Below are 20,459 nucleotides of genomic sequence, written 5' to 3' on the forward strand. Positions count from 1 at the left end.
TTACAGCGGACGAAGATGAAAAAAACGACATCTGTCACTGTAGGAGCTGCCGCAGGCTGCGATCTTTTGATCTTGTTTTTAAGATCAGAATCAAAAGATCGCAGCCTGCGGCAGCTCCTACAGGTTTGATATCAGTCGTTGCTTGGTTTGTTGATCGCCTGCAGCACGTACTGTGGCAAGGCGAACGCGCCGATGTGGATTTCCGGGTTGTAGTAACGGGTGACGATGCCGCTGCCGATGAAGCGCTGTTGCAGGGTTTCACGGCTGAGCTTGCGGTAGGCCGGGTTGGTCGAGCCCCAGGCGAAAGTCATCGAACCGCCGATGTAGGTCGGCACGGCTGCCTGGTAGAAGTGCCAGTCCGGGAACAGGCTATTGAGGCGACCAGCGGTGGTTTTCACTTCGTCGATCTGCATGAACGGCGTGCCGTTCTGGGTCACGAGGATGCCGCCTTCATTCAGGCAGCGATGGCACGCCTGATAGAAGTTCTCCGAGAACAGCACTTCGCCCGGGCCGATCGGGTCGGTGGAGTCGGAGATGATCACGTCGAATTTTTCCGTGGTGGTGGCGACGAAACGCATGCCGTCGTCGATCACCAGGTTCAGACGCGGGTCGTCGTAGGCGCCGCTGGAGTGGTTCGGCAAAAATTCTTTGCACATGTCGACCACGGTGCCGTCGATCTCGACCATGGTGATGTGCTCGACACCAGCATGCTTGGTCACTTCACGAAGCATGCCGCCGTCACCGCCGCCGATGATCAGCACGCGCTTGGCGCTGCCGTGGGCGAGGATCGGCACGTGGGTGAGCATTTCGTGGTAGATGAATTCGTCGGCTTCGGTGGTCTGGATCACGCCGTCCAGCGCCATGACACGGCCCATGCGCGGGTTCTGGAAGATCACCAGGTGCTGGTGTTCGGTGCGCACTTCGTGCAGCAGTTTTTCCATGCGAAAACGCTGGCCGTAGCCTTCGTAGAGGGTTTCCAGGTACTCGCTGGTCTTGGTGACGGTCATGGTGAAGTGCTCCGATGAATGCGCGGGCGTCAATCGTGGGGACGATTGCCCGGGAAAGGCGCGCATTCTACGTTGCCGAAGATGACAGGTCGAACCTCACTTCATCGGCAAACCACAATCCTTGTAGGAGCTGCCGAAGGCTGCGATCGTTTGACGTTTATTTTTTAAAGCAAGATCAAAAGATCGCAGCCTTCGGCAGCTCCTACAGGGGTATTGCGGTGTTAGCTGATTCAGATCCGCACGTTGCCCCGCGGCCCGGCAATTGCCCAGATGATCAGGCCCAGTACCGGCAGGAGGATAATCAGCAGCACCCAGACGATTTTCATCCCGGTGGTGGCGCCGCTTTTCAGCACATTGATGATGGCCCAGATGTCGAGGGCGAGGATGATCAGGCCGATCAGACCGTTGAACGTGGAACCCATGGTGTCGCTCCAGAATAGTGGCATGCACTTTTAGGATAGACGGTCGGGCGCAGGGTTCCCTTTTATTGCGTTCAGACGTGAACGGCGATCTTCAAGGCTTCCAGCGATGGCGCGGCGGCGATGCCGACTTCGGCGCACAGTTCCAGCACGCGTGGCACGTCGTTGCCGTAAACCAGCACCATTTGCAGTTCGTCGTCGAGCAACTGGCTGAAGTTCATCAGCGTGTAGCCGCCGTTTTCCTTGTTCATGCTGCTCATCTGCACCTGGATGCGGTTGAGCGCGGTCAGCGCTTCGGTCTTGGCCAGTTGCTTGGGCTTGAGGTTGAAATCCACGCCAGGGCCGAACGAGGCAACGATCTGTGCAAACAGATCGACGTAGGTGTCGGCCTGGAACAGCACGGTTTCCGGCAAGCTGCCAACCACCACCCACTCGCCCAACGGGATCGGGAAGCTGTCGTCGTAGTTGATGTCCGGATTGGCGGTCAGAAAGGCGTCGGTATCGGCGTAGGCCTGCGCCGCTTCGTCGGCCACGTTCAGGATCTCGTCCTCGCCCATGCAGCCGGAGCTGATTTTGCTGATGAGTTCGACGAGTGCGGCTTTCATGAGGGCAGATCCTGTGGATTTGAATTTTGAGGGCGCGGAGGATAGCGCACAAAGCAAAAGATCGCAGCCTGCGGCAGCTCCTACAAGGGATCAGTGCAGGAGCTGCCGCAGGCTGCGATCTTTTGACCTTATCAGGCCTGGAGTTTTTCCAGTTGAGCGGTGGTATCGACGGCCCCCATGGTGCGCGCCGCATCCAGTGCGGTCACGCCATTGGCGTCCTTGGCCTGCGCATTGGCACCCTTGCTGATCAGGTAATCAACGATTTCAACACGGTTGAACATCGCCGCCATCATCAGCGCAGTCCGGCCATCGAACGACGAGCCTTCAATCTCGGCGCCCGCCTCGACCAGCGCCTTGACCACCGCCAGATCGCCTTTGAACGCCGCACCGGCAATCGGGCTCTGGCCGTTGCCATTGCGCATTTCCGGGTCGGCGTTGTGCTTGAGCAGTACCTGCACCGCATCGACATGGCCATAGTAGCTGGCGAGCATCAGCAGCGTGTCGCCTTTGCTGTTCTTCAAGTTCACCGGCAAACCGGCCGTGACCAGGCGATCGAGCATCTCGGCATCACCGTCACGCGCCTTGTTGAAAACCTGCTCGGTGAATTCAGCAGCTTCCTCAGGGGTCATCTGGCGGCTTTGGTCGGACATGGGGCAACTCCACTTTCGGTCAATCGGAAAGCCGACAGTTTCCCGAGCGCGACGGACGCTGTCACCCCCTTTCTCTCAAGTCCAGCCATAGCCAGAATCAATAACGGTATTTGCCTTGATGAATGTCGGCCAACACTACATCGGTGACCTGCACGTAGGTTTCGCTGCCCGGCAGCCAGGCGAAGATCGGATCATCCCCCGTCTGGCCGGGGTCGAAACCTTCTTTTTTAAGGCGGGTTTTCTGATACTTGAAGGTGCCGGTGGTTTCCATCTTCACCTTGACCCGCAGAAACAACGGCACCGCGTAAGCCGGCATACGCTGGCGCGCAAAACTCAACAATTCCGCAAAATCCAGAGTGGCCAGAGATTCCGCCGGCGTGATCGCGGCCATGCCGGCGCGCCCGTTGGTATTGTGCACTTCCACGCCGTAAGCCACGGCCTCGGAAATGAGCGGGTGTTGCAGCAGCAGGTTTTCCACTTCCGTGGTGGAGACGTTCTCGCCTTTCCAGCGGTAGGTATCGCCAAGGCGATCAACAAATTGCGCATGACCGAAACCAATGTTGCGCAACAGATCGCCGGTGTTGAAGAAACGGTCGCCTTTGCTAAACACGTCGTGAAGGACAACCTTGGCGGTTTTCTGTGGATCGGTGTAGCCATCCAGCGGCGCTTTCTCATCGATCCGCGCCAGCAACAGGCCCTGTTCGCCCTTGCCGACCTTGCGCATGAAGCCGTCCTCGCTGCGCAGCGGCTCGCCGCTGTCGTGATCGTAAGCCACCAGCTCCCAGGCCATCAGCGAGAAACCGATGGTGTTGTCGAAGTTGAGGATGTTGGTGAAACCGATGTTGCCGTCGCTCGCCGCGTACAGCTCACAGATGTGATCCACCGCGAAGCGCGTCTTGAACTGCGCCCACGCACCGGGGCGCAAGCCGTTGCCGATCATCTTGCGCACGTCGTGGCGGTTGTCGTCGGCACTGGCCGGTTGATCGACCAGATACCGGCACAACTCGCCGACGTAGCCGATGGTCGTCGCGCGATAGCGGCGCACGTCGTTCCAGAACTGGCTGGCGCTGAACTTGCGGCGGATCGCGAAGCCCGAAGCGCCGTTAACCGCCGAGCCCCAACACACGCACAGACCGGTGGCGTGATACAGCGGCAAGGTGCAGTAGACGACGTCTTCGGGTCCCATATTGAGGGCGATCATGCCGAAACTGGCGGAACTGCGCATCCAGCGCCCGTGCTTGAATACCCCGGCCTTGGGCAGGCCGGTGGTGCCGGAGGTGTAAATGTAGAAACACGGATCGTCGAAGAAGATCTGCTGGCTGCTCGACGGATTCTCACTGGCTGCGTCGGCGCTGACGCTGATCAGATTGACGTAGCCTTCGGGCGCAATGCCCGGATGACTGTAGGTGTCCTGATCGGCGACAAACCAGGTGCGCGCTGCCGTGATCGCCACTTGATCGCGAATTGCCGCATAAGCCGGAACCAATTCTTCGCCAACGACAATCGCTACCGGCGCCACCAGATTCACACTGTGGATCAATGTGTCGCGGGTTTGTGAGGTATTGAGTAGCGCGCTGACCGCACCGACCTTGGCCAGCGCCAGGATGGTCACCAGCAATTCCGGGCGGTTTTCGATGAACACCGCGACCACATCGCCCTTGCCGATGCCCTGCCCGTTCAGATAGTGGGCGATGCGGTTCGCCCATTGGTTGACCTGCGAATAGGTCAGCGCCACGTCACCGTGCAATAACGCCGGCCCGTCGGGATTGCGCAGCGTCGCTTGCTCGAATGTAAAGCCAAGGCCACAGCTTTGGGTCGGATCCGTGACGTTGGCCACCTTCATGCCCTTGACCACCCGCGGGATGGCCTTGGCAATCATCGGCAGTTTGCGGAGCATCATGCTCCAGGTAATCGTGTCGCTTGGCGCGTGACGCATGGAAGCTCCCCGTTCGACCTTGGCGTGCAGGCCGATGTTTTTATTTTTCGGGCTTTGGCTTGAAGCAACCGACGCATCCGAGCGCAGGTCGAGATCGAAAATACGTCAGCGCTTCTCGGGCTGTACACGCGGTTTTTGCAATGTTTTGTATCCGCCGACCTGCCGGGACTCGCGGTGATCCTCAACAGAACGATTGGTTCCGCAGGATCGACCACAATCCCTCAAAATGCAGGATGCACGATGGCCATTCATGCAGATTGCACGACACCCTGAATTTTAATAGTTTTTAAACCGTTGATTTATAACGATAATTTTATTATCAAATGCTGGCACAATCGCTGCAACCTCCTCTGCATGCTTGCCATTCAAGTGCATACGGAGCTGAAAGACATGAGCCTGATCCAAGAAAAATTTACCTCGCTGTTCTCCAACTTCGACGTCACCACTGCGCCACGTCCCGATGGCGGGATTCTGCTGACTCTGCGCAGCAGCGACGGCAAAGTGTTCAAGCGCGCACTGACTTATCAACAACTGCATGCCGGCGACCAACTGTCGTGGGCGATCAGTGCAATTCGCCGTGACCTGGCTGAACAAGCCAGTGAACTGCCGCAAATTGCCATGCTGCAGAGCCAGCAGCGTTTTGCGCTGCCGACTTATCACTCGCTGTAACGCTTAAACCGCTTTAAACGAAACAGGCCGTGGAGCATGCGCTTCACGGCCTGTTTTTTTGTGCGCGATTTCTATCGTGATCGCAAACTCTTTGCAGGAGCTGCGGAACGCTGCGATCTTTTGATCTTGTTTTTGAAGATCAGGATCAAAAGATCGCAGCGTTCCGCAGCTCCTACCGGGATTGTGTGGGTTAGAAGGCTTCGGGTTCTATGCCGGTGAAGGTGTCGACGGTGATGTGGCTGCCCAGTTCGCCGCCTTCACGGGCGAGGCCGCAGGTTTGCAGGCCGGCTGCTTGCGCGGCGTCGAGTTCTTCGACGATATCCGAGAGGAACAGGATTTTTTCGGGTTCGACGCCAATGGCTTTCTGGATATTGATGTACGACTGCGCCTCACGCTTGGGCCCCGACGTGGTGTCGAAGTAACCGTTGAACAGCGGCGTCAGATCCCCCGCCTCGGAGCAGCCGAAAATCAGCTTCTGCGCCTGAATAGATCCCGACGAATACACAAACAATTGATAACCGGCAGCATGCCAGCGTCGCAGCGCTTCCACGGCATCCGGGTAAACATGCCCTTTCAACTGCCCGGCGTGATAACCCTGGGCCCAGACCATGCCTTGCAAGGCCTTGAGCGGCGTGGCTTTGCGATCTTCCTCGATCCAGCTCAAGAGAATCTCGACGACCCGCTCAACATCGGCCTGCGGCGCATTGCTGTCACGGCGTACGGCGTCGAGTTGCTCGGCAACATCGGTGCGTTCGGCGTTTTGGCGCACGAAGTCCGGCAGGTGTTTGGCCGCATACGGAAACAGCACGTCGAAGACGAAGCTCACCGCGCTGGTGGTGCCTTCGATGTCAGTGACAATGGCTTTGATCGACATCGAATCAGTCCTCCAGACGCGGGAAACGACCGGCGATGTCTTCGCCGGTGAAATTGGCAACCCAGCCTTCAGGGTTGTTGAACAGGCGGATCGCGACGAAGTGCGGATGCTCGCCCATGTCGAACCAGTGCTTGGTGCCGGCCGGTACCGAGATCAAATCGTTCTTCTCGCACAGTACGGCGTAGACGTAATCGTCGATGTGCAGGGTAAACAAGCCACGGCCGGCGACGAAGAATCGTACTTCGTCTTCGCCATGCCGATGTTCTTCGAGAAACTTGGCGCGCAGTTCGGCTTTTTGCGGATGGTCGCTATTAAGGCTGATGACGTCGACGGTGATGTAACCGCGTTCGGTCATCAGTCGGTCGATCTGCTCTTTATAAGCGCTGATCACTTCTTCCTGGGTGGCGCCGGGCTGAATCTTCGCCGTGGCTTGCCAGCGGTCAAAGCGCACGCCCTGCTCGGCCAGGGTCGAGGCGATGTCTTCAAAGTGGGTCAGCACCTTGTTGGGAATATCGGGGCTGGAAACGTGATAGACGGACAGGCTGCTCATTGGGGCAATTCCTCGGTATCGGCCTTGCCGTCCGGTTCTTGCAGACCGGTCGGGCACAGCATTTCATCAGGCAAATGGGCTACTTCTGGTGAAGTCAGCCTTGGCGGTTCATGACGCTGCGGGTTTTCAACTCGCATTCAAACAGAAATTCAAAGGCCTCGATCTGCCGCAACGCGTCGTTCATCTGCGCGCCCCAGGTGTAGAGGCCGTGGCCGCGAATCAGATAACCGACGCAATCAGGGTGGGCGTCGAGCCAAGGCTGCACCTTGGCGGCGAGGCGTGCAATGTCCTGATCGTTGTCGAAAATCGGCACGCGCACCCGCGATTCGTGGGTGGAGATGCCGCTGAAGGCTTTCTGCAGTTCGTAATCTTCGAACTCGATAAAGTCTTCCGGGGTCAGGCGCGACAGCACCGTGGCGTTGACCGAATGGGTGTGCAGCACCGCGCCGATCTCCGGCCGCCAGCTATACAGCTGGGTGTGCAGCAGGGTTTCGGCGGACGGTTTTTTGCCCGGTTCCAGGCTGTTGCCCGACAGATCGGTGGCGAGCACATCGTCCAGGCCCAATTGGCCCTTGTGCTTGCCCGATACGGTCAGCAGCGCTTCACTCGGCGACAGGCGCGTCGAATAGTTGCTGCTGGTGGCCGGCGACCAGCCGCGTCCATACAGAAAACGCCCGGCGTCGACGATTTGCTGGGCGAGTTGTTCACGCGTAAGGCTCATGGCCTGTCCTCTTGCATACGTGTGGCAATGATAACGGCAGCAGCGAGCGCCGCGAGACTGGCAATACTAAAGGTCAATGTCGCGCCGAGGGCATTCCAGCTGTAACCGGAATACAACGCGCCCATGGCGCCGCCGGTGCCGGCCAGTGCTGCATACAAAGCCTGGCCCTGCCCTTGCTGGCGGGCGCCGAAGCTACGTTGCACGAAGGCGATGGCCGCGGCGTGAAAACTGCCGAAGGTCGCCGCGTGCAGCACCTGCGCGAACAACAGCACCCACAGGAACTCGGCGAACGAACCTAGCAGCAACCAGCGCAGCGCCGCCAGCAGAAAACTCGCCATCAACACCCGGCGCAGGGAAAACCGCGCAAGAATCCGGCTCATCGCCATGAACATCAGCACTTCGGCGACGACACCCACGGCCCAGAGCATGCCGATGGTGCCGCGTGTGTAGCCAAGTCGTTCCAGGTGCAAGGTCAGAAAGGTGTAATACGGGCCGTGGCTCATTTGCATCAGCGCGACGCAGCCGTAAAACGCCAGCACGCCGGGATTGCGCAGTTGCTTGAGGAAGCCCTCGCCGGTCGGTCGATTGCCTTGCGGCGGTTGCGCGTTCGGCACCCACAGACTGCTGAGGACGATGCCGGCCATGATCAACACCAGCGCCGCCGGGTAGATGTCGAGGCTGAGCCATTCGAACAGACGACCGAGCGCGACCACGGTGATGATGAAACCGATCGAGCCCCACAAACGAATCTGGCTGTAACGCGAGGTCTGCCCTTGCAAATGCGCCAGCGTAATCACTTCAAATTGCGGCAATACCGCGTGCCAGAAAAACGCGTGCAGCGCCATGACCATCGCCAGCCAGGCATAGGTCTTGCTGACGAAAATCAACGAGAAGGTCAGCAGCGTGCACACCGCGCCGAAGCGCACGATGGCCAGGCGTTTGCCGGTGTAATCACCGAGCCAGCCCCAGATGTTCGGCGCCACGCAGCGCATCAGCATCGGGATCGCGACCAGTTCACCGATCCGCGCCGGAGTGAAGCCGAGATGATCGAAGTACAGCGCCAGAAACGGCGCTGTCGAACCGAGCAAGGCGAAATAGAACAGATAGAAACTGGACAGCCGCCAGTAAGGGAGCGCCGCCACGGTTATGCCGCGACGGCTTCAGGGCCCGCCATCAAAGCTGACCCAGCACCGGGGTGCTCACGCGCACATCGGCGTTCTGGCCACGGTGACGCAGCAGGTGATCCATCAACACGATGGCCATCATCGCTTCGGCAATCGGCGTGGCGCGGATGCCGACGCACGGGTCGTGACGGCCCTTGGTGATGACGTCCACAGGGTTGCCGTGGATGTCGATCGAACGGCCCGGCGTGGTGATGCTCGACGTTGGCTTCAGGGCCAGATGGGCAACGATTGGCTGACCGGACGAGATGCCGCCGAGGATGCCGCCGGCGTTATTGCTGAGGAAACCTTGCGGGGTCATTTCATCGCGGTGTTCGGTGCCGCGCTGGGCAACCGAGGCGAATCCGGCACCGATTTCCACGCCTTTGACCGCGTTGATGCTCATCAGCGCATGGGCCAGTTCGGCGTCGAGGCGGTCAAAAATCGGCTCGCCGAGACCTGGCATCACGCCTTCGGCAACCACGGTGATTTTTGCGCCGACCGAATCTTGGTCGCGACGCAATTGGTCCATGTAGGCTTCCAGCTCAGGGACTTTGTCCGGATCCGGGCTGAAGAAAGCGTTCTCTTCCACCGAGTCCCAGGTCTTGAACGGAATTTCGATCGGGCCGAGCTGGCTCATGTAGCCACGAATGACGATGCCTTGGCTGGCCAGGTATTTCTTGGCGATTGCACCGGCGGCCACGCGCATCGCAGTTTCGCGCGCCGAGCTGCGGCCACCACCACGGTAGTCGCGCTCACCGTATTTGTGGTGGTAGGTGTAGTCGGCGTGGGCCGGGCGGAACAGATCCTTGATCGCCGAGTAGTCCTTGGACTTCTGGTCGGTGTTGCGGATCAGCAGGCCGATCGAGCAACCGGTGGTGCGCCCTTCGAACACGCCGGAGAGGATTTCGACTTCGTCGGCTTCCTGACGCTGGGTGGTGTGGCGGCTGGTGCCGGGCTTGCGGCGATCGAGGTCGCGCTGCAGGTCTTCGAGGGAAATCTCCAGGCCCGGCGGGCAGCCGTCGACAATGGCGACCAACGCCGGACCATGGCTTTCGCCCGCGGTGGTGACAGTGAACAACTTGCCGTAGGTATTGCCGGACATGCAGGACGCTCCGTGAAATCAAACCCAAATTCGTGATGCGCGCCAGTATACGCAGGCTAACCGAGTAGTTCATCCTCGAACCTTAGCGGTGTTGGCGAGTCCAACCGGCACCTTGACCAATGATGGCGTGATGATGCTGCGAGTTTTGCTCTTGAGTCTTACCCTCTTTACGGGCTTTGCCCAAGCGACGGTCCTACAACGCCCGGTAACTTTGGATACCGGCACCGGCGAGCTTTTCGGCTCGCTGTTGCTGCCAAAGTCCGACAACCCGGTGCCGGTTGTCCTGATCATTTCTGGCTCGGGTCCTACGGATCGTGACGGAAACAACCCCGACGGTGGGCGCAACGACAGCCTCAAGCGCCTGGCGTGGGTCTTGGCCAAACACAATATCGCCAGCGTGCGCTACGACAAGCGCGGCGTGGCCGCGAGCCTGGCGGCGACGCCGGATGAGCGCAATTTGTCGGTCGAAGCCTATGTCGCCGATGCGCAGGCCTGGGCGCGCAAGCTCAAGGCTGATCCGCGTTTCGGCAAGTTGATTCTGCTGGGCCACAGCGAAGGCGCGATGATTGCCACGCTGGCGGCACCGACGGCAGATGCGGCAGCAGTGATTTCCCTCTCTGGCAGCGCCCGTCCCGTCGATCAGGTGATCCGCGAACAACTGGCCCGCAGCCTGCCGCCACCCTTGATGCTGCGCAGCAACGAACTGCTCGACAGCCTCAAGGCCGGCCACACCGATGACAATGTGCCGCAACCATTGCAGGTGATTTTCCGCCCGAGTGTGCAGCCGTATCTGATTTCGCTGTTCCGTCAGGATCCGGCCAAGGCTTTCGCGCAACTGAAGATGCCAGCGCTGATTGTTCAAGGCAGTAACGACATTCAGGTCGGCGTGGATGACGCGAAGCTGCTCAAGGCTGCCAAACCGGACGCCGAACTGGTGGTGATCGAAGGCATGAACCATGTCATGCGCATTGTGCACAACGACATGAAGCGGCAACTGGCCTCCTACAAGGATCCGAATTTGCCACTGGCTGCAGAGCTCGGCGCGAAGATCATCGAGTTTATTGACGGACTTCGCACCTGATAAGCGCCGTTTACCCTCTAGTCCTGAAAGAAACGGCCGATAAGCCTTTGTCGCCAGCGCAATGGCTAGCGACAAGCAGGGCTTGGACAGGATCTCGCCGTTATGACTGATACCCAGACTTCACCCGACACCACCGCGGAAAAAGACGCACCGCCAGCGGTCGAGCTGCCGTGGGCGGATGTCCACGTCGAGCACCACAAGATGCTCCGCCTGGCCCCGCTGCAGACCGATCGCAACACGGGCGGGAGGCCGTTGCGCTTCGTCGAATTCGGTTACGCCGAGCGCAACAGCAAAGAAAAAAGCCTGATGCGCATGGCGATCAAACTGCCCGGCCAGCGCGTACGCAAAGAGCAGAATCAGCTGGATGTGTGGGTTGATCACACGACCAAGCGTGTTCACTTCGGCCCCGACAGCGGCTTGCAGATCGAACCGATGAACCGTGGCATCGGCCGCTACATGGCCGCCCAAGGCGTCAATTGGGTGAAAAAGCGTTGGCCGACCTACACCGTCGACGGCATGGACCTGAACAACAAGGACGCGCTGAACGAAGACACCCGTCTGCGTCGCGATCATTTCCTGCGTGTGCATGGTTTTGATGTGGTCTATGCCGATGCCCAGCATTTGAAGGGCAGCGTCAAGGAAGTGCAGGTTGGCGATTTGCTCGGCGACTGGAACAGCGAAAAGCTGCAGATCGTCGAGATTCTTGAAGCGGCGCAAATGCTTCAACAGGCCGAGCAGAATCTGGCCGAGCAGGAAGTGAAGCTGAAGAAGCAGGAAGACAAGGTCAGCAAGTTCAAGCGTGAAGACGCTGGCTTGCGTTTCACCATTACCTGTCTGGTGGCGTTTGCGGTGTTTCAGGCAGGGCTGTTGATCTGGATTGCTACGCACCGGTAGATCAAAAGATCGCAGCCTTCGGCAGCTCCTACATTGGAATGCGGTAATCCCTGTAGGAGCTGCCGAAGGCTGCGATCTTTTGCTTTTAACGGGTCAGACGCGGGAGGCGAACAGGGCTTGGTGGTTGCGGCACTGCTCTGCGGTCAACATGAACACACCATGCCCGCCGCGCTCGAAGTCGAGCCAGGCAAAATCGACTTCCGGGTACAGCGCTTCAACGTGCACCTGGCTGTTGCCCACCTCAACGATCAACAACCCCTTCTCGGTCAAGTGATCCGCCGCTTCGGCAAGCATGCGTCGAACCAGATTCAAACCATCATCGCCACACGCCAGGCCCAGCTCGGGCTCGTGCTGATATTCGTCGGGCATGTCGGCGAAATCTTCCGCATCCACATAAGGCGGGTTCGACACGATCAAATCGAAACGCTGACCCGGCAAGCCATCGAAACCATCGCCCTGCACGGTGTACACGCGCTCATCGACGCCATGACGCTCAATGTTCTGGTTGGCCACTTCCAGCGCTTCGAACGAAAGGTCCGCCAGCACCACTTCGGCGTTCTGGAACTCGTAGGCGCAGGCGATGCCGATGCAGCCGGAACCGGTGCACAGGTCGAGAATCCGCGCCGGTTCGGTGCCGATCCACGGCGCAAAATGGTTTTCGATCAGTTCGCCGATAGGTGAACGCGGAATCAACACGCGCTCATCGACGATGAACGACATGCCGCAGAACCACGCCTCGCCCAACAGGTAAGCGGTCGGAATGCGTTCCTCGATACGACGCTTGAGCAGGCGTTGCAGATTGACCAACTCATCGTCTTCCAGCGCGCAGTCGAGGTAGCTGTCGGCGATTTCCCATGGCAGGTGCAACGCTCCCAGCACGAGCTGCCGGGCTTCGTCCCAGGCGTTGTCGGTGCCATGGCCGAAAAACAGATCCTCCCCATGGAAGCGGCTGACGGCCCAACGGATGTGGTCGCGCAGGGTACGAAGTCGGGAAGTGATCACGGGCAAAACTCCTGAAAAAACGACTGGCGATTCTACCAGCCAAAACGCATGACGACGACGCAGGAAAATCATCCGGGCGACGGTAGGAGTTTTCTGTTTTTTGCACCAGCCGTTGAACAGAACGTGTAACGTGACAAGGCTGCAGGCCAATAACGACGGTGCCTACGATGGTAGCGATTCACAGAACCGCTCAGCCAGAGGACAATGTCGCAAAAGCCCCACCCCAAGGAGCCCCAGAATGTCCGTTCCAAAAACGATGTTTCAACTCAGCGGTCGCGGTTACGCAGCGGCCACACTGAGCCATGCCACCGTGGTCATCATCGATGCCCAGAAAGAATATCTCAGTGGCCCGCTGGCACTGAGCGGCATGGACGCGGCCGTCGCGAACATCAAACAAGTGGTTGCCGCAGCCCGTGCAGCCGGTCGGCCGATCGTGCACGTGCGTCATCTCGGCACCGTCGGTGGCCTGTTCGACCCGCAGGGCGAACGCGGCGAATTCATCCCGGGCCTGGAGCCACAAGGTGATGAAACCATTATCGGCAAACTGCTGCCGAGCGCCTTCCATGGCACCGAATTGCTCGATCGTCTGCAAAACCTTGGCTCGCTGGACCTGATCGTCTGCGGTTTCATGAGCCATTCCAGCGTCAGCACCACCGTGCGTGCGGCGAAGAACCTGGGTTTCCGCTGCACCCTGGTGGAAGACGCCTGCGCCACCCGTGATCTGCCATTCAAGGGCCGCGTGCTCAGCGCCGCCGTGGTGCAGGAAGCCGAAATGGCGATCATGGCGGACAACTTCGCCACCCTCGCGCTGACTCAAGACCTGATCTGATCTGCTTTGATGAGCGGCTCACGGCGCCGCTCATCCGCAAAACCCTCTCATTTGCCGCAAATACCATAGCCTCAGGAACAACCCGGTCAACTCCCGGTCGAAGGGCCGATACCCATTGAGGAAGGTCGGAATGAAGTTATCCGATGGATTTGACGCACGCCGCTTGCGGCCCAAAGGCCAAAGCAACTGGCGTTTTCGATTCGGCGCAGCGATCGCCGCCATTCTGGCGACGTTCGGTGTGCTGCTGGCGATGGCCGGGGCGGCCAGCCTGCTCGGGCGCCCACCGGCACTCGGTGACTTGAACGCCACGCCGATGGGCTCGGCGATCATTCTGGCGGTCGGTTTGCTGTTTCTGTATTTCGGTGTTGCCTTGTGGCGCCGCTGCCGCCGTCGCGCACGGCAATCGCGGGAACTGAACATGTCCCCGCACCTGATGAAAAAACACGACTGACTCACCGGCCTGGCTTTTTGCCGGGCCGTTTTGTTTCGACTTGGGTAAACTGGCCGCCCTTCGCGGAGGCTGACATGCAAGACGACGATTTTTCCCTGTTCAAAAACGAGTTGCGCGGCGTCAAGCCGATCAAACACGACCGCGCCGACACCGGCAAACCCAAGGCTGACCGCGCGCAGATCGCCAAGCTGCGCCAGTCCGCCACCGTGCGCACTGACACCGCTACCGTTGATGGTCTGTCCGATCAGTTTGTGATCGACGTCGGCCCGGAAGACGAGTTGATGTGGGCGCGTGACGGCGTGCAGGAAAGTCAGATGCGCAAGCTCAAGGTCGGCCAGATCCCGTTCGAAGGCAGCCTCGACCTGCATGGCATGAGCGTCGAGAAAGCTCGCGAAACCCTCTGGGCCTTTCTCGCTGAAGCGACCCGATTCGAAATCCGCTGCGTGCGCGTCACCCACGGCAAGGCTGTGCGCCTGGACGGCAAGCGGCCGATGATCAAAAGCCACGTCAACACCTGGCTGCGTCAACATGCGCAGGTCCTGGGTTTCTGCTCGTGCCAGGCCAAACATGGCGGTGCCGGTGCGGTTTACGTGATGCTTAAACGCACGATGATGGAAGGTCGCGACGAATAATCCCGTTACACCGAACTTGCAGGGTTGTGTCCGCCACCGTACCCTTGCCCTTTGCGAAAATCCCCACAGGTAGTTTCATGTCCCTGGAACAGAATTACACCGCGATTCTCGGCCAATTGGGCGAGGACGTGTCCCGCGAGGGCCTGCTCGACACGCCAAAGCGTGCCGCCAAAGCCATGCAGTACCTCTGCCGCGGTTATGAACAGACGCTCGAAGAGGTCACCAACGGTGCCCTGTTCAGCTCCGACAACAGCGAAATGGTGCTGGTCAAGGACATCGAGTTGTACTCGTTGTGCGAACACCACCTGCTGCCGTTTATCGGCAAGGCGCACGTTGCGTACATCCCGAGCGGCAAAGTGCTGGGCCTGTCCAAGGTCGCGCGGATCGTCGACATGTACGCCCGTCGCCTGCAGATTCAGGAAAACCTCAGCCGTCAGATCGCCGACGCTGTGCAACAAGTTACCGGCGCGCTGGGCGTGGCGGTGGTGATCGAGGCCAAGCACATGTGCATGATGATGCGCGGTGTCGAGAAACAGAATTCGTCGATGATCACTTCGGTGATGCTCGGTGAGTTCCGCGAAAATGCCGCGACTCGCAGCGAGTTTCTCAGCCTGATCAAGTAATTTGCTGTACGAAGAAAACCGGCATTCATCGCCGGTTTTTTTTCGTCCGTGAAAAATCGGGTAAGCTGCGCGCCTTTCTTTATTTGCACCGTGAGGCTTTCAACGTGTTCGTCAAAGCGCTTCGTGTCGGCCTCGGCCAACTGGTTATCTTCATCGACTTCATCACCCGTCCGGGCAAGAAAAAACGCTCCGCCGCTGCTCAGGCTCAGGTGGATGCCGCTGCAAAAGACCTGACCTTGTATCAGTTCCACGCCTGCCCGTTCTGCGTGAAAACCCGCCGCACGCTGCGTCGCCTGAATGTGCCGGTGGCGCTGAAGGATGCGAAGAATAACGAGCAGGATCGTCAGGCACTGCTGGAACAGGGTGGCCGGATCAAGGTGCCTTGCTTGCGCATTGACGAGAATGGACAGACCACCTGGATGTATGAGTCGAAGGTGATTATTGATTATCTGGATAAGCGCTTCGCTGCGGTCTGATGATTCTGTATTGGGGCTGATGGCCCCTTCGCGAGCAGGCTCACTCCTACATTTGGAATGCGTTCCCTTGTAGGAGTGAGCCTGCTCGCGATGAGGCCATTCCAGGCACCAAAAATCCCAGACAAAAATAAACCGGCCCTCGAGCCGGTTTATTTGTTTTCAGGCCGCTTTATCGATCTGCGCCTGTCGTATCACTGCCGCCAATCGCTTGAGCCCTTCATCCAGCCGCGCCGGATCGATATGGCTGAAATTCAAGCGCAAATGCCCATGATGATTATCCGGCTCGGGAAAAAACGGCTCCCCCGGCATAAACGCCACATCATTGGCCAACGCTCCATTGAGTAATGTTCGCGTATCCAGCGGTTGCTTCAACGTCAGCCAGAAAAACAGCCCACCCTGGGGCATGTTCCAGTCGGCCAGATCAGCAAAATGCGTTTCCAGCGCCGCTTGAAACGCATCCCGACGCTGCCGATAGAAGCCACGCAATTCGCTCAAGTGCTGCTGATATTTCTCAGTGCCGATCCACTGCAACGCCTGCCACTGACCGATGCGGTTGGTGTGAAGATCCGCTGACTGCTTGAGTTTGAGCAAATGCGGAAACAGGTCCGGGCTGGCGATCAGGTAGCCGACGCGCAAACCCGGCAGCAAGGTTTTCGACACCGTGCCGGTGTAGATCCAGCTGGATTTCTGCAGGCGTCCGGCAATCGGCTTGGCGCTGCCGCCATCGAAAGTCAGTTCGCGGTAAGGCTCGTCTTCGATCAGGGTGACGCCGAATTCATCGAGCAATGCCGCAACGGCGGCGCGTTTGGCTTCGCTGTAGCGCACGGCTGACGGGTTCTGGAACGTCGGGATCAGATAGATAAACGCCGGACGATGCTGCTCCAGACGACTGCGCAACTGCACCAGGTTCGGACCATCGGACTCTTGCGGAACGGTCAGGCAATCGGCGCCGAACAATTGGAAAATTTGCAGGGCGGCGAGATAGGTCGGCGCTTCGAGCAGGATTTCCGTGCCCTTGTCGATGTACAGCTTGGCCGCCAGATCGAGGGTTTGCTGGGAGCCGCTGACCACCAGCACCTGACTCGCCTGACATTCCAGCCCCAGTGCCCTCGCCTCCGCCGCCAGAGCCTCGCGCAATGCCGGCTCGCCTTCGCTCATGCCGTATTGACCGAGCGACAGCGGCATGTCGGCCCACTCAACCTTGGGCAACATGGCTTCAGCAGGCAAGCCACCGGCGAACGACATCACCTCCGGGCGCTGGGCGGCGGCAAGGATTTCACGGATCAAAGAACTTTTAAGGCGCGAGACACGTTCGGAAAAAGCCATGGGGGTCACCGGTAGCGAGGCGGACGAAAAATGAGTCAAACTAGTTGACTGAAATTACGACAGCTTGAGCGAGTACGTCAACATGCTTGACCTTAAAAACCCTGCAAGCCAACAACAGGCGATGGAAGCGTTTTTCTTTGGCTATCAGGCGTTCACCGCCAAGGCTGATGAAATGCTTGAGCGCCGCGGCCTCTCGCGGGTGCATCAGCGCATTGTGTTTTTCATCGCGCGGTATCCGAATTTGAGCGTGAAGGAATTGCTCGGCTTGCTCGGTGTGAGCAAGCAGGCGCTGAACATGCCATTGCGGCAGTTGCAGGAAATGCATCTGGTGGACAGCGTGGCGTCCGAGGCCGACAAGCGTAAACGCCTGCTGGAACTGACGACGGAAGGTGCAAAGTTTGAACAGACGTTGCGCCGTGAGCAGGTGAAATTGCTGGAGCGGGTGTTTGCCGAGGCTGGGGAGGCGGCGGTGAATGGCTGGTTGGCGGTGAATCTGGCGCTGGGGAACAGTCAGGCAGTTCTCGATTGACTGTTCGGGCCTCATCGCTGGCAAGCCAGCTCCCACATGTTTTGTGTACGCCACAGATCAATGTGGGAGCTGGCTTGCCAGCGATGGGGCCCTGAAGGGCGATATATCGCTATCGACGGAACTTCCGTAAACAAAACCAAAAACAATATTTGCTTTATTTGTACACAAAAGCATAATCCACAGCGTGCGAGTTCCTGACCGCATGGTCAACAAATTCGCAAGTGCCTCAAAGGGCCGCTGCCACCCCTCATGGGTCCGGCCCTGGAAATAACAATAAAACTCTTGAGGAGTACTCGCTGTGGAAAGCCGCAAATCCGAAGCATCGCCGCTGGATCTCTCGCCACCGTTACGCAGTGGCTTGCTGGAACGTCTGTTCAAACTCAGCTTGCATGGCACCACGGTGAAGACCGAGCTGATTGCCGGTCTGACAACCTTCATCACCATGGCTTACATCATCTTCGTCAACCCGAACATCATGGCCGATGCCGGGATCGATCACGGTGCAGCCTTCGTCGCCACCTGTATCGCCGCTGCGCTGGGCTGCCTGTTGATGGGTCTGTACGCCAACTGGCCGGTGGGTCTGGCGCCGGGCATGGGCCTCAATGCGTTCTTCACCTACACCGTGGTCGGCACCATGGGCTACAACTGGGAAACCGCGCTCGGTGCGGTGTTTGTGTCCGGTGTGTTGTTCATGATCCTGACCTTCTCGCGGATTCGCGAGTGGCTGCTCAACAGTATTCCCGTCAGCCTGCGTTTTGCGATGGGTGCCGGTGTCGGCCTGTTCCTTGGTCTGATCGGTCTGAAAACTGCGGGCATCGTCGTCGATAGCCCGGCAACCCTGATCAAACTCGGCTCTCTGCGAGAACCCGGCCCGCTGCTCGCCGCCATCTGCTTCCTGATGATTGCGATCCTCAGCTACCACCGCGTGTTCGGCGCGATCCTGATCAGCATCATCACCGTGACGCTGGCGGGTTGGGGCCTCGGCCTCGTTCACTACGAAGGCATCATGTCCGCGCCGCCAAGCCTGGCACCGACCTGGATGGCGATGAACGTGGCCGGCGTATTCAACGTCAGCATGATCAGCGTGGTCCTGGCGTTCCTCTTTGTGCACATGTTCGATACCGCCGGCACCCTGATGGGCGTTGCCCAGCGCGCCAATCTGGTCAACGCTGACGGTCGTATCGAAAACCTTTCCCGCGCGATGAAAGCCGACAGTGCGTCCAGCGTTTTCGGTGCTGTGGTCGGTGTTCCACCTGTCACCAGCTATGTAGAAAGTGCCGCCGGTGTGGCCGCTGGTGGTCGGACTGGTCTTACCGCAGTGACCGTAGGTGTGCTATTTATAGCGGCAATGTTTTTCGCACCGCTGGCCGGCATGATTCCGGCTTACGCCACCGCCGGTGCACTGATCTACGTAGCGATGCTGATGATGGGCGGCATGGCCCACATCGAGTGGGACGAAGCCACTGATGCCATCCCGGCAATCGTCACCGCCATCATGATGCCGCTGACCTTCTCGGTCGCCGACGGTATCGCACTGGGCTTCATCACCTACGTGGCGCTGAAGGCCGGTACGGGCAAGTACAAGGAAATCTCCGTGAGCCTGTGGGTGCTCTGCGCGATCTTCATCGCCAAGTTCATCTTCCTGTAAGCGCTACGCGGTTCAGGCTTCAAAACGGCCTCACCCTCACGGGTGGGGCTTTTGTGCATTTTTCAGTACAACAAAAAGGAGGAAAATGATGAGTCTGGAAACCTGGTTGCTGTTCAGCGGCGCTGCATTGGTGGTGATCCTGATTCCGGGACCACTGTCGCTGCTGATGATCAGCAACAGTCTGAACTTCGGTCTGCGCCGGTCGTACCCGGCGTTTCTCGGTGGCGTGATTGCGTCGATCTGTTTGCTCAGTGCGTCGGCATTGGGGCTTGGCGCCCTGCTACTGGCATCTGAGCAGCTGTTCAGCGCGCTGAAAATCGTTGGTGCGCTGTATCTGTTCTATCTCGCCTGGCAGAGCTGGCAGCAATCGCGTCAGCCGTCGGTGGGCGCAGAAGTGCCTCAGGCTGCACCGACACCGCGCTTTCGTACGCTGTTCGGGCGCGCGTTTGTGTTGGGCGCGAGCAATCCGAAAGACATCCTCTTCTTTGCTGCGTTTCTGCCGCAGTTTCTCAGCGCGCAGCAGCCGTTCCTGCCGCAGTTGTTGATCATGATTGCGACGTGGGTGGTGCTCGATCTGTGCTGCAAACTGGCTTACGGGCTGGGTGCGCATGGCGCGGCGCGGTATTTGCGCAGTGGCAAGGGGCAGAGTTGGTTCAACCGGGTGAGTGCCGGGTTGTTCAGTGGTGCGGGTGCTGCGTCCCTGTTGAGCCGTTAAGAGCAAAAGATCGCAGCCTGCGGCAAGCTCCTACATGGGATTGCACGTCAATCTGTAGGAGCTGCCGCAGGCTGCGATCTTTTGACTTTAAGACAGGCAAAAAAAAGCCCGCAGTGTGAGCGGGCGAAAGACCAAAGAAGCTATATGCGCAGTCGCTTCCCGGTGGGGGCAGCTGCTTGGGGGTCAGCTGCCCCGGTACGTGGAGTAGCTGTAAGGCGAAATCAGCAAAGGCACGTGGTAGTGATCCTGTTCGGCAGAGATGCCGAAACGCAGCACAACCACGTCCAGAAATGCCGGTTCCGGCAACTGCACGCCACGGGCGCGGTAGTAATCGCCCGCGTGGAACTGAACCTGATAAACGCCGGTTCGATAGTCATCGCCTTGCAGCAGCGGTGCATCGACCCGGCCATCGCTGTTGGTGACGGCACTGGCGACCAATTCCAGTTGCGAACCTTCAACGCGGTACAGCTCGACCTTGATCGAACTGCCCGGGCAACCGTGTGCAGCGTCCAAAACGTGTGTTGTCAAACGTCCCATTGATTCTGCGCGCCTGCCTG

General features: G+C 59.0%; 24 protein-coding genes. 11 read left to right on the plus strand and 13 right to left on the minus strand.

Translation table 11 applies throughout. The annotated features are described in order from the left end of the window. Window positions 1-131 precede the first annotated feature (131 nt). The 5 genes from speE to CQ009_RS27840 all read right to left on the minus strand — a co-directional run bounded on the left by speE (window position 132) and on the right by CQ009_RS27840 (window position 4,617). On the minus strand, window positions 132-1,007 hold the full coding sequence (gene speE, locus CQ009_RS27815; protein WP_016982904.1) for a polyamine aminopropyltransferase: 876 nt from the start codon (window positions 1,005-1,007) through the stop codon (window positions 132-134). Window positions 1,008-1,237: 230 nt separating this feature from the next. Beyond that, window positions 1,238-1,429: a PLDc N-terminal domain-containing protein gene (locus CQ009_RS27825; RefSeq protein ID WP_007914053.1), complete on the minus strand. Its 192-nt coding sequence runs from the start codon at window positions 1,427-1,429 to the stop codon at window positions 1,238-1,240. A 71-nt stretch (window positions 1,430-1,500) separates the two neighbouring features. Then, window positions 1,501-2,031, minus strand: a complete 531-nt coding sequence (locus CQ009_RS27830) for a hypothetical protein (RefSeq protein WP_105709317.1) — start codon at window positions 2,029-2,031, stop codon at window positions 1,501-1,503. Between the two features lie 131 nt (window positions 2,032-2,162). Beyond that, complete coding sequence (locus tag CQ009_RS27835) at window positions 2,163-2,681, minus strand: ankyrin repeat domain-containing protein (protein WP_064391209.1); 519 nt, start codon at window positions 2,679-2,681, stop codon at window positions 2,163-2,165. A gap of 97 nt (window positions 2,682-2,778) precedes the next feature. Next, complete coding sequence (locus tag CQ009_RS27840; RefSeq protein ID WP_105709318.1) at window positions 2,779-4,617, minus strand: long-chain-acyl-CoA synthetase; 1,839 nt, start codon at window positions 4,615-4,617, stop codon at window positions 2,779-2,781. Between the two features lie 390 nt (window positions 4,618-5,007). On the opposite strand from CQ009_RS27840, the gene CQ009_RS27845 reads away from it, so the two are divergent. Continuing rightward, a complete protein-coding gene (locus CQ009_RS27845; RefSeq protein ID WP_008080936.1) occupies window positions 5,008-5,286 on the plus strand; it encodes a DUF3509 domain-containing protein in 279 nt (92 codons plus the stop codon). A gap of 190 nt (window positions 5,287-5,476) precedes the next feature. Here the strand turns inward: CQ009_RS27845 and mtnC are convergent, their stop codons facing one another. The 5 genes from mtnC to aroC form a co-directional block, all read right to left on the minus strand. Continuing rightward, window positions 5,477-6,160, minus strand: a complete 684-nt coding sequence (gene mtnC / locus CQ009_RS27850) for an acireductone synthase (RefSeq protein WP_105709319.1) — start codon at window positions 6,158-6,160, stop codon at window positions 5,477-5,479. Between the two features lie 4 nt (window positions 6,161-6,164). Next, the gene (locus tag CQ009_RS27855; protein WP_105709320.1) at window positions 6,165-6,710 is read right to left on the minus strand and encodes an acireductone dioxygenase; all 546 of its coding nucleotides are present in this window, start codon (window positions 6,708-6,710) and stop codon (window positions 6,165-6,167) included. Between the two features lie 94 nt (window positions 6,711-6,804). Beyond that, a complete protein-coding gene (locus tag CQ009_RS27860; RefSeq protein WP_034151739.1) occupies window positions 6,805-7,431 on the minus strand; it encodes a methylthioribulose 1-phosphate dehydratase in 627 nt (208 codons plus the stop codon). After that, entirely contained in the window at window positions 7,428-8,573 is a 1,146-nt protein-coding gene (locus CQ009_RS27865; protein ID WP_105709321.1) for an MFS transporter, read from the minus strand. The genes CQ009_RS27860 and CQ009_RS27865 overlap by 4 nt, the downstream gene beginning before the upstream one ends. 31 nt (window positions 8,574-8,604) lie before the next feature. Next, complete coding sequence (gene aroC / locus CQ009_RS27870; protein WP_008080929.1) at window positions 8,605-9,696, minus strand: chorismate synthase; 1,092 nt, start codon at window positions 9,694-9,696, stop codon at window positions 8,605-8,607. A gap of 130 nt (window positions 9,697-9,826) precedes the next feature. Here aroC and CQ009_RS27875 point away from each other — a divergent pair, with 130 nt between their 5' ends. Both CQ009_RS27875 and CQ009_RS27880 read left to right on the plus strand, forming a co-directional pair. Continuing rightward, entirely contained in the window at window positions 9,827-10,777 is a 951-nt protein-coding gene (locus CQ009_RS27875) for an alpha/beta hydrolase (RefSeq protein ID WP_105709338.1), read from the plus strand. A 102-nt stretch (window positions 10,778-10,879) separates the two neighbouring features. Beyond that, entirely contained in the window at window positions 10,880-11,671 is a 792-nt protein-coding gene (locus tag CQ009_RS27880) for a hypothetical protein (protein ID WP_105709322.1), read from the plus strand. Window positions 11,672-11,764: 93 nt separating this feature from the next. Here the strand turns inward: CQ009_RS27880 and prmB are convergent, their stop codons facing one another. Continuing rightward, complete coding sequence (prmB, locus tag CQ009_RS27885) at window positions 11,765-12,673, minus strand: 50S ribosomal protein L3 N(5)-glutamine methyltransferase (protein WP_105709323.1); 909 nt, start codon at window positions 12,671-12,673, stop codon at window positions 11,765-11,767. Between the two features lie 238 nt (window positions 12,674-12,911). On the opposite strand from prmB, the gene CQ009_RS27890 reads away from it, so the two are divergent. The 5 genes from CQ009_RS27890 (at window position 12,912) to CQ009_RS27910 (ending at window position 15,684) form a co-directional block, all read left to right on the plus strand. Continuing rightward, window positions 12,912-13,502, plus strand: a complete 591-nt coding sequence (locus CQ009_RS27890) for a cysteine hydrolase family protein (RefSeq protein ID WP_007914026.1) — start codon at window positions 12,912-12,914, stop codon at window positions 13,500-13,502. Window positions 13,503-13,632: 130 nt separating this feature from the next. Beyond that, a complete protein-coding gene (locus tag CQ009_RS27895) occupies window positions 13,633-13,953 on the plus strand; it encodes a hypothetical protein (RefSeq protein ID WP_007914024.1) in 321 nt (106 codons plus the stop codon). Window positions 13,954-14,027: 74 nt separating this feature from the next. After that, complete coding sequence (locus CQ009_RS27900; RefSeq protein ID WP_064391202.1) at window positions 14,028-14,585, plus strand: Smr/MutS family protein; 558 nt, start codon at window positions 14,028-14,030, stop codon at window positions 14,583-14,585. A 77-nt stretch (window positions 14,586-14,662) separates the two neighbouring features. Then, window positions 14,663-15,208 (plus strand): GTP cyclohydrolase I FolE, encoded by a 546-nt coding sequence (gene folE, locus CQ009_RS27905; RefSeq protein ID WP_003204506.1) that lies wholly within the window; start codon window positions 14,663-14,665, stop codon window positions 15,206-15,208. Between the two features lie 104 nt (window positions 15,209-15,312). Next, on the plus strand, window positions 15,313-15,684 hold the full coding sequence (locus CQ009_RS27910; protein ID WP_105709339.1) for a glutathione S-transferase N-terminal domain-containing protein: 372 nt from the start codon (window positions 15,313-15,315) through the stop codon (window positions 15,682-15,684). Window positions 15,685-15,843: 159 nt separating this feature from the next. On the opposite strand, the gene CQ009_RS27915 is transcribed toward CQ009_RS27910, so the two are convergent. After that, window positions 15,844-17,010 carry a PLP-dependent aminotransferase family protein gene (locus CQ009_RS27915; protein WP_105709324.1) on the minus strand — a complete coding sequence of 389 codons (1,167 nt, stop codon included), beginning with the start codon at window positions 17,008-17,010 and terminating at the stop codon, window positions 15,844-15,846. 82 nt (window positions 17,011-17,092) lie between these two features. Between CQ009_RS27915 and CQ009_RS27920 the strand changes: the two genes are divergently transcribed. From CQ009_RS27920 to CQ009_RS27930, 3 genes are all read left to right on the plus strand, one after another. Beyond that, a complete protein-coding gene (locus CQ009_RS27920) occupies window positions 17,093-17,539 on the plus strand; it encodes a MarR family winged helix-turn-helix transcriptional regulator (RefSeq protein WP_105709340.1) in 447 nt (148 codons plus the stop codon). Between the two features lie 298 nt (window positions 17,540-17,837). Continuing rightward, window positions 17,838-19,187, plus strand: a complete 1,350-nt coding sequence (locus CQ009_RS27925; RefSeq protein ID WP_064391199.1) for an NCS2 family permease — start codon at window positions 17,838-17,840, stop codon at window positions 19,185-19,187. Window positions 19,188-19,275: 88 nt separating this feature from the next. Next, window positions 19,276-19,902, plus strand: a complete 627-nt coding sequence (locus tag CQ009_RS27930; RefSeq protein ID WP_064391198.1) for a LysE family translocator — start codon at window positions 19,276-19,278, stop codon at window positions 19,900-19,902. Between the two features lie 183 nt (window positions 19,903-20,085). Here CQ009_RS27930 and uraH read toward each other — a convergent pair whose 3' ends face one another. Further along, a complete protein-coding gene (gene uraH / locus CQ009_RS27935) occupies window positions 20,086-20,439 on the minus strand; it encodes a hydroxyisourate hydrolase (RefSeq protein WP_008080901.1) in 354 nt (117 codons plus the stop codon). Window positions 20,440-20,459: the final 20 nt, after the last annotated feature.

Origin of the sequence: Pseudomonas sp. MYb2 (genome assembly GCF_002979955.1) — a bacterium.
In the GTDB taxonomy this organism is placed as follows: Bacteria; Pseudomonadota; Gammaproteobacteria; order Pseudomonadales; family Pseudomonadaceae; genus Aquipseudomonas.